Source organism: Mycobacterium sp. pW045 (assembly GCF_041287085.1).
GTDB classification, from domain to species: Bacteria; Actinomycetota; Actinomycetes; order Mycobacteriales; family Mycobacteriaceae; genus Mycobacterium; species Mycobacterium algericum_A.
Genome location: NZ_JBGGKU010000013.1, coordinates 114,325 through 122,118, shown reverse-complemented (window position 1 = coordinate 122,118; position 7,794 = coordinate 114,325). Strand labels below are relative to the sequence as shown.

General features: G+C 69.1%; 9 protein-coding genes. 2 read left to right on the top strand and 7 right to left on the bottom strand.

Annotated elements, in window-relative coordinates:
• From ACAG20_RS19405 to rimP, 5 genes are all read right to left on the bottom strand, one after another.
• On the bottom strand, positions 1–342 hold a 342-nt coding region (locus ACAG20_RS19405), incomplete at its 3' end, for a translation initiation factor IF-2 N-terminal domain-containing protein (RefSeq protein WP_370493744.1).
• A gap of 66 nt (positions 343–408) precedes the next feature.
• Positions 409–663: a DUF448 domain-containing protein gene (locus ACAG20_RS19400; RefSeq protein WP_370493743.1), complete on the bottom strand. Its 255-nt coding sequence runs from the start codon at positions 661–663 to the stop codon at positions 409–411.
• Positions 664–861: 198 nt separating this feature from the next.
• Positions 862–1,467, bottom strand: coding sequence for a hypothetical protein (locus ACAG20_RS19395; RefSeq protein ID WP_370493742.1), 606 nt, complete (start codon positions 1,465–1,467; stop codon positions 862–864).
• A 136-nt stretch (positions 1,468–1,603) separates the two neighbouring features.
• Positions 1,604–2,626 carry a transcription termination factor NusA gene (gene nusA / locus ACAG20_RS19390; RefSeq protein ID WP_112689383.1) on the bottom strand — a complete coding sequence of 341 codons (1,023 nt, stop codon included), beginning with the start codon at positions 2,624–2,626 and terminating at the stop codon, positions 1,604–1,606.
• Positions 2,623–3,156, bottom strand: coding sequence for a ribosome maturation factor RimP (gene rimP, locus ACAG20_RS19385; protein WP_370493741.1), 534 nt, complete (start codon positions 3,154–3,156; stop codon positions 2,623–2,625). Before rimP ends, nusA begins: the two co-directional genes overlap by 4 nt.
• A gap of 183 nt (positions 3,157–3,339) precedes the next feature.
• Here rimP and ACAG20_RS19380 point away from each other — a divergent pair, with 183 nt between their 5' ends.
• Together ACAG20_RS19380 and ACAG20_RS19375 are read left to right on the top strand one after the other, a co-directional pair.
• Positions 3,340–3,867, top strand: a complete 528-nt coding sequence (locus ACAG20_RS19380) for a hypothetical protein (protein ID WP_370493740.1) — start codon at positions 3,340–3,342, stop codon at positions 3,865–3,867.
• Positions 3,864–4,322, top strand: a complete 459-nt coding sequence (locus ACAG20_RS19375; RefSeq protein WP_370493739.1) for a ferritin-like domain-containing protein — start codon at positions 3,864–3,866, stop codon at positions 4,320–4,322. Before ACAG20_RS19380 ends, ACAG20_RS19375 begins: the two co-directional genes overlap by 4 nt.
• Before the next feature lie 29 nt (positions 4,323–4,351).
• On the opposite strand, the gene ACAG20_RS19370 is transcribed toward ACAG20_RS19375, so the two are convergent.
• The gene (locus ACAG20_RS19370; RefSeq protein ID WP_370493738.1) at positions 4,352–6,109 is read right to left on the bottom strand and encodes a proline--tRNA ligase; all 1,758 of its coding nucleotides are present in this window, start codon (positions 6,107–6,109) and stop codon (positions 4,352–4,354) included.
• 72 nt (positions 6,110–6,181) lie between these two features.
• Positions 6,182–7,762, bottom strand: a complete 1,581-nt coding sequence (locus ACAG20_RS19365) for an MFS transporter (protein WP_112684582.1) — start codon at positions 7,760–7,762, stop codon at positions 6,182–6,184.
• Between the last annotated feature and the right edge of the window lie 32 nt (positions 7,763–7,794).

The following is a 7,794-nucleotide window of genomic DNA, read 5'->3' as shown; positions in this document are numbered from 1 at the left end:
TGGCGGCGCCGCGGGCGCGGGGGCCTCGGCGGCGGGCGCCGGCGGAGCAGCCGGCTTGGCCGCGGGGGCTGCCGGAGTCGGGGCCTTGACGGCCTCGGCGGCCGCCGGTGCAGCCTTCGGCGGTGCCGAGGCGGCGGACTTGGCGGGCGCCTTCGCCGGCTCTTCGCTCTTCGCGGCGGCTTTGCCACCGCCGAACGACTCCCGCAGCCGCCGCGCGACGGGCGCTTCCACGGTCGACGAGGCCGACTTGACGAATTCGCCCTGCTCGCTCAGCCGAGCGAGAACTTCCTTGCTGGTGACACCGAGTTCCTTGGCCAACTCGTGTACGCGGGCCTTTGCCACTACATCTCCTGTCTATGAGGCGACAGCGGTGGTGGGCCGCGCCTCGGGTTTAGCTATGACGCATGGTCATCGGGACTTCACGGTGTGCTCATGTTCTTCGCTACCTGTTCTGTTGGCCGGGGCGGTGAGCCCGATCTGCTGATCGAAGTACTCCTCCACCCCGGACACATCCGGGGAACCGCTGATCCGCAGCGCGCGCGCGAACGCTCGTCGCCGGATCGCCGCTTGCAGGCACGCCGGTGCGGGATGCAGCCATGCGCCCCGTCCCGGCAGGTTGCCCACCCGGTCAACGGTCACGGCCTCGTTGCCGTTCCCTGACACAGCGACCACCCGAAGCAACTCGACGGCCAACTCGCGTTTCCGGCACCCGACACACGTGCGCACCGGTCCCTGCGGGGAGCGGTGCGTCCGCGAGGCGGCTGTCGAAGTCTCGCGCTGGATCACGGCTCAGTCTACCCATACGGCGGCGGCGGTCCGAACACGCTCAGCACAGCCGGTCGCCGCCCGCCGGGCGGCACCTCAGAACAGGGTGCCGATATCCAGCAACTGGCTCAGATCCGCCAGCCAGCCGGTGTCGGCGGCGTCCGAACCCAACGAACCCGTCAGGTCTGAGGTATCGCCGGCGGCCTGCGCCACGGTGGCTGCCGCCGCCGAAGTCTGATCGTCGGGGAAGGTGTCGAAAAGCGGAAAGGTGTAGTTGAAGAGCGTCACGTAATCGGACATCCCCTCAGGATTCTGGATGTAATGATTCCCGTAGATCGTGAAATAGCTCAAGATCCCGACGATCGTCTGCAGTGTGAAGTTGTCGTCCACTGCTCCGGTCCACGCCGAGGCCGCACCGGTGCCATCGGTGATCTCGTCGCGCACGTCGCTGGCGAACAGGAAGGGAATGCCCCCGGTCACGCTGGTATGCGTATCGCCGAACGTCCCGACGATGTTGCCGCTGTCGTCGGCGACGTTGTATGGCCAGGTGGATTGGTGGTACGTGAAGTAAGGGGCGAGGTCGGTGTAGTCGGTGACGTCGGTGGGCGGCCCCGGCGGAGACACCGTGCCGGGCGGGAGCGTGTCAGCGGCCGCGAGGCCGGCGGATAGCGCAGCACCCAGACAGGCACCGATGGCAAGCACAAATCGACGACAATTCATCGCAAAACTCCCCCGTACGATTCACGCTCAGTTATGGGCGCGGGTCAACGCTACGTCCCACCCGCGCAAATACCACGAGGAATTCACAGATTTTGACGCGCGCGACAGATAAGAACGCTTATCCGGGAACGTGGTCGGGTTCGCTGTCCGAGTGGGTCGGCGCGTCGCTGCGGATATCGATGCGCCAGCCGGTCAGCCGGGCCGCCAGCCGGGCGTTCTGGCCCTCTTTGCCAATGGCCAGCGACAGCTGGAAGTCCGGGACCACCACCCGGGCGGCCCGAGCCGCCTGGTCGATCACCGTCACCGACATCACCTTGGCCGGCGACAACGCGTTGCCGACAAAGCGCGCCGGGTCCTCGTCGTAGTCGATGATGTCGATCTTCTCGCCGGCCAGTTCGCTCATCACGTTGCGGACCCGCTGGCCCATCGGGCCGATGCAGGCGCCCTTGGCGTTGAGCCCGGGGACTCCCGAAGCCACCGCGATCTTGGACCGGTGCCCGGGCTCCCGGGCGACCGCGACGATCTCCACCGACCCGTCGGCGATCTCGGGCACTTCCAGGGCGAACAGCTTGCGTACCAGGTTCGGGTGGGTGCGCGACAGCTCGATGCGCGGTTCGCGCAGCCCGCGGGTCACGCCGATCACATAACAGCGCAGCCGGTCGCCGTGCTCGTAGGCCTCGCCGGGCGCCTGCTCGGAAGGCCGGATGACGCCGTCGAAACCTTTGGCCTCGGTACCCAGCCGCACCACAACGACCCCGCGGGCGTTCTCCCGGGCGTCGCGCTGGACGACGCCGGCGACGATATCGCCCTCGCGCGCCGAGAACTCGCCGTACGCCTTCTCGTTCTCGGCGTCGCGCAGCCGCTGCAGGATCACCTGACGGGCGGTGGTCGCCGCGATACGACCGAAGCCCTCGGGCGTGTCGTCGTATTCGCTGATGACGTTGCCGTCGGCGTCGGTCTCGCGGGCCAGCACGCGAACCATGCCGGACTTGCGGTCGACGTCGATGACTGCGTCGGCCTGGTGCCCTTCGGTATGCCGGTAGGCGGTGAGCAGCGCCGACTTGATGGTCTCCACCACCACCTCGACCGGAATGCCCTTGTCGGCCTCGATCGCGTGCAGCGCCGCCATGTCGATATTCATCGGTCGGCCTCCGTTCCCGCATCGGGGGCCTGCCGGCCCGTCAACTCCAACTCACGTGCACTCGGCGCGGCGAACTCGACCTGCACCACCGCGCGCTTGATGTCGCTGAGCGGCAGCCGGCGCCGCTCCCAGTCCCGCCCGGAGCGCACCACCAGGGTCACCACGTCGTCGTCGACGTCGGCCACCCGGCCGGTCACGCCGGTCTCATCGGCCAAGGTCACCTCGATCTTGCGGCCGTGCGCACGCCGGAAATGCTTGGGGGCGGTCAGCGGCCGCTGCACGCCGGGTGAGCTGACCTCGAGCACGTATCGGCCGTCGAAGGACAGCCCGTCGAGCAAATCCGACGCCGAGCGCGACAACGCCGCGGCAGTGTCAAGGTCCAGTGGGGTGTCGCCATCGGCGACCACGGTGATCCGCGGCAGCGGGGCACGGTCATCGACCACGACGTCTTCGATCTCGTATCCGGCACGGCTGAACTCAGCGTCGAGCAGCTCGATCACCTGTGTTTGCGATGGTAGCCCGGTGGCCACGGCGAGCTCCTCATCTTGAGTTGTCCGGTCGTCGCGTTCCCCCGCGCCAGGCGCACCGGGAACCAGCCACCCACGATACGCCGTGGTGTGCACACCCACAGCAAACCGGCAAAAGCACCGGCCATGCCCTATGCCCCCGCCACCGGCCATGTCGCGTCCGTCCGGCGGCACCGGGGTGGCAGGATGACTCAGGTGTCCGGCCCACTGACCGCCATCGACCGGCGGCGCCTGCTGAGCGGAGCCGGGATGATAGCGCTGGTCGCCTTGGCGGCGCCGGCGTGCGGCTCGGCTCCGGCCCCACCGGCTGTCGATGATCTGGAGGCGCAACGCCAACTGGCGCAGCACGACAGTGAGCTGGCCGCCGCGGCCGGAGCGGCACTGACCCGAGCAGACCGCCCCGACGCCAAGGCGCTGGCCGCGGCGCTGGACCAGGTGTCACTCGAGCGGGCCGAACACGCCCGCGCGCTGGCCGCCGAGATCGCCCGGGCCGCGCGGCGGCCGGCACCGGAAGCCACCGCGACCACCACACCGGCCGACGTGCCGGACGGACCGGCTCCGACGGTATCCGAGGTGGTCAGCGCACTGCGCGCGGCGGCCGACAGCGCCGGCCGCTTGGCCACCACCGCCACGGGATACCGCGCCGGGCTGCTTGCCTCCGTCGCGGCGGCCTGCACGGCCTCCTACGCCGTCGCATTGGTGGTGCAGTCATGACCTCGGCCGAGCCCAGTCCGCTCAGCGCGCCCGACGCCGCCCTCTGCGATGCGCTGGCCACCGAGTACGGCGTCGTCTACGGCTACGGGCTGGTGTCGGCGTACTCGCTGCCGGAGCTCAACGACCTGGTGGTTCCCACCATCCGTCAGCACCGCGAGCGCCGGGATCGCACCATCGCCATGCTGGCCGCTCGCTCCGTTCCGGTCCCGCAACCCGCCGCCGGGTATCAGTTGCCCATGCCGCTGACCACCTCTGACGACGCGCTGCGACTGGCGGTCCGGATGGAGAACGACGCCGCGACCGCCTGGCGCGCGGTCGTCGAGCAGGCCCGCGAACCTGCGGATCGCGAGTTCGCCGCGACCGCGCTGGGCCAAAGTGCGGTATTCGCCGCGCACTGGAACCGGGCGTTGGGGAACTGGCCGATCACCCGGGCGTTCCCCGGCGGCCAGGACTGAGCGCGACTTTTCCGGTGGCGACCGCCCGGTCAGTCGGCCTCGGCGCGGACGGCCGCCAGGACCTGTCCGGCCAGCCCGGCGTCGATCGACAGCTCGCGGGTCTGCCCAAAGAAGCGGTCCCGCAGTTCGACGACCCCGTCGGCCCAGCCACGTCCCAGCACCACGATCCACGGCACACCGAGCAGTTCGGCGTCCTTGAACTTCACTCCCGGCGAGGCCTGCCGGTCATCGAACAGCACGTCCAGCCCGAGCCGGTCCAGCTCGGCGGCCAGCTCGGTGGCGCCGGCGCGGGCCGCCTCGTCCTTGTTGGCGATCACCAGGTGCACGTCGAACGGCGCGACCTGCGCCGGCCAGCGCAGCCCCAGCTCGTCGTGCTGTTGTTCGGCGATGACGGCGACCAGCCGCGACACCCCGACCCCGTAGGAGCCCATCGTCAGCCGCACCGGCCGGCCGTCCTCGCCGAGCACGTCGGCGGCGAACGCGTCGGTGTATTTGCGGCCCAGCTGGAAGATGTGGGCGATCTCGATGCCGCGGGCACTGACCAGCGTGCCCGCGCCGTCCGGGGACGGGTCACCGTCGCGGACCTCGGCGGCTTCGATGGTGCCGTCGGCGGTGAAGTCACGCCCGGCGACCAACCCGACGACGTGCTTGCCGGGAGCGTCGGCACCGGTGATCCAGCTGGTGCCGTCCACCACGCGGGGGTCGACCAGATATCGGATACCGTTGTCTTGCAGGGCTTTCGGGCCGATGTAGCCCTTCACCAGGAACGGGTGCTCGGCGAAGTCGTCGTCGGACGCCCAAGCGTACTCGGCGGGGTCGAGCGCCGCGCCCAGTCGCTTCTCGTCGACCTCGCGGTCGCCGGGCAGCCCAATGCCCAGCAGATGCCACTCCCCGCCCGGTAGCCGCACCTTGAGCAGCACGTTCTTGAGGGTGTCGGCGGCGGTGACGCTGCGGCCCAGGCCGGCGCCGTTGGCCCAGTCCACCAATGTGGCGATGGTCGGGGTGTTGCCGGTGTCGTGCACTTTCGGCTCCGGCAGGCCCTCGATCGGCTGCGGCTGCGGGCGGGCGGTGATCACCGCCTCGACGTTGGCGGCGTAGCCGGACGCCGGGCAGCGAACGAAGGTGTCCTCGCCGACCTCGCTTTCGGCCAGGAACTCCTCGGAGGCCGATCCGCCCATCGCGCCCGAGACCGCCGAGACGATCACGTAGCGCACGCCCAGCCGGTCGAAGATGCGCTGGTAGGCGACCCGGTGCGCGTCATAGGCGGCCTGCAGCCCGGCGTCGTCGACGTCGAAGGAGTAGGAGTCCTTCATCACGAACTCGCGGCCGCGCAGGATGCCCGCCCGCGGCCGCGCCTCGTCGCGATACTTGGTCTGGATCTGGTAGAGCACCACCGGGAAATCCTTGTAGGAGCTGTACTCCCCCTTGACCGTCAGGGTGAACAGTTCCTCATGGGTGGGGCCGAGCAGGTAGTCGTTGTCGCGGCGGTCCTTCAGCCGGAACAGGCCCTCGCCGTACTCGGTCCAGCGGTTGGTGGTCTCATACGGTGCGCGCGGTAACAGCGCCGGGAACAGGATCTCTTGACCTCCGATGGCGTTCATCTCCTCGCGCACCACCTTCTCGATGTTGCGCAGTACCCGCAACCCCAGTGGCAGCCAGCTGTAGAGGCCCGGCGCAATCGGCCGGATGTAGCCGGCCCGGATCAGCAGCTTGTGGCTGGGGACTTCGGCATCGGCGGGGTCGTCGCGCAGCGTGCGCAGGAACAGTTCTGACATCCGGGTGATCACAGGCCGAGAGCCTAACTTCTCCGTTGCGGCCGCTCCGGGAAGGGAGCCCTGTTCGCGGCGGCCCGGAGGCAGTTACAGGTTGCCGGCGCCGAACGCGTCCTGGGCCTCCTGGGCATGCGCGACCTGCTTGGCCGAGTAGCCGATCAGCAGCGAGATGGCACCGACCAGCACCGCCACCCCGGCCACCCACAGCAGCCCGTAGGTGTAGCCGGCGTCCAACGCGGCGATCTGGGTGGGGTTCATGGTCTTGACCGGCATGTTGGTACCACCCAGATACAGCGTGCGCGAGGTGATGACGGCCTGGACGACCGCCAGCACGATCGGGCCGCCGAGGTTCTGCAGCATCAGCGCGATCGCCGAGGTCGGCCCGATCTGGTCGAAGCCCACGCCGGCGATCGCCGACAGGGTCAACGGCACCACGATCACGCCGATCCCGAGTCCACCGAGCACGATCAACGTCACGAAGTTCGGGAAGTACGCAATGTCCCGGTCGATCGTCGATCCGTAGACCATCGCGCCCAGCAACACCACGCCACCGGCGATCACCAGCACCCGGGGCGGGAACAACCGGACCAGCTGCGACGACACCCCGAGGCCGACGCCCAGCCCGATGACGAACGGGATGAACCCGACGCCGGCGCGCAACGCGGAATAGCCCATCAGATCCTGCACGTACAGCCCGATGGTCACGGTCAAGGTGAACAACACCCCGCCCGCCAGGAAAATGGCCGCGAAGGTGAGCAACCGGTTGCGGTCCCGGAACAGGCTGAACGGCACCACCGGGTTCTCCGCGGTGCGTTCCACCAGCGCGAAGGCCAACAGCGCGACTACCGCCACCACCCCCGAGCCGATGGTGACCGCCGAGATCCAGCCCTTCTCGGGACCGATCGTGAACGCGAACACCGCGGCGGTGCAACCCAGCGTCGCCAGCAGCGCCCCGGCGGCATCCAGCTTCATGCGTTCGCGCTGGGTCTCGGTCAGCGCAGTCCGGGCCAGGTAGATCATCAGCAGGCCGATCGGCACGTTGATCCCGAACGCCAGCCGCCACGACACCTCGGTCAGCGCACCGCCGGCCACTAGACCCATCACCGAGCCGACGGCGGTCATGGCGCCGAACACCGCGGTGGCGGCGTTGCGGGCCGGCCCCTTCGGAAACGTGGTGGCGATCAGCGCCAGCGCGGTGGGCGAGGCGATGGCCGAACCGACGCCCTGCAGCAGCCGGGCGATCACCAGCGTGGGGGCGTCCCAGGCCGCCGCGCACAGCACCGAGGCGATGGTGAACAGCGCGACGCCGCTGATGAAGGTGCGTTTGCGGCCGATGGTGTCGCCGAGCCGACCACCGAGCAGCATCAGGCCGCCGAAGGTCAGCACGTAGGCACTGATCACCCAGCCGCGGCCGGCATCGGACAGACCGAGGTCGTTCTGGATCTTGGGAAGCGCGACGATCGCGATGGTGCTGTCCATCGTGGCCAGCAGTTGCATGCCCCCGATGGCGATCACGGCGTAGATGAAACGACGAGAGGGCAGCATGGATGACATATACCTGCTCGTGCGGCTGACGAATTCCGAGCCCTGACGAGTCGGGGAAGCCGCTCCGGTGGCGTCTGCCGGCCACTGCGTGGCCGCCCGTCCTGCATCGTCGAGAGCAGTCATAACGGGCTACCCTACAGTAATATTAAGAGATG

What these genes read in the sequence shown, in the direction of transcription:
- ACAG20_RS19365 (WP_112684582.1), bottom strand. Translation starts at nt 7,762, where the DNA reads ATGACTGCTCTCGACGATGCAGGACGGGCGGCCACGCAGTGGCCGGCA.
- nusA (WP_112689383.1), bottom strand. Translation starts at nt 2,626, where the DNA reads ATGAATATCGACATGGCGGCGCTGCACGCGATCGAGGCCGACAAGGGC.
- ACAG20_RS19380 (WP_370493740.1), top strand. Translation starts at nt 3,340, where the DNA reads ATGACTCAGGTGTCCGGCCCACTGACCGCCATCGACCGGCGGCGCCTG.
- ACAG20_RS19375 (WP_370493739.1), top strand. Translation starts at nt 3,864, where the DNA reads ATGACCTCGGCCGAGCCCAGTCCGCTCAGCGCGCCCGACGCCGCCCTC.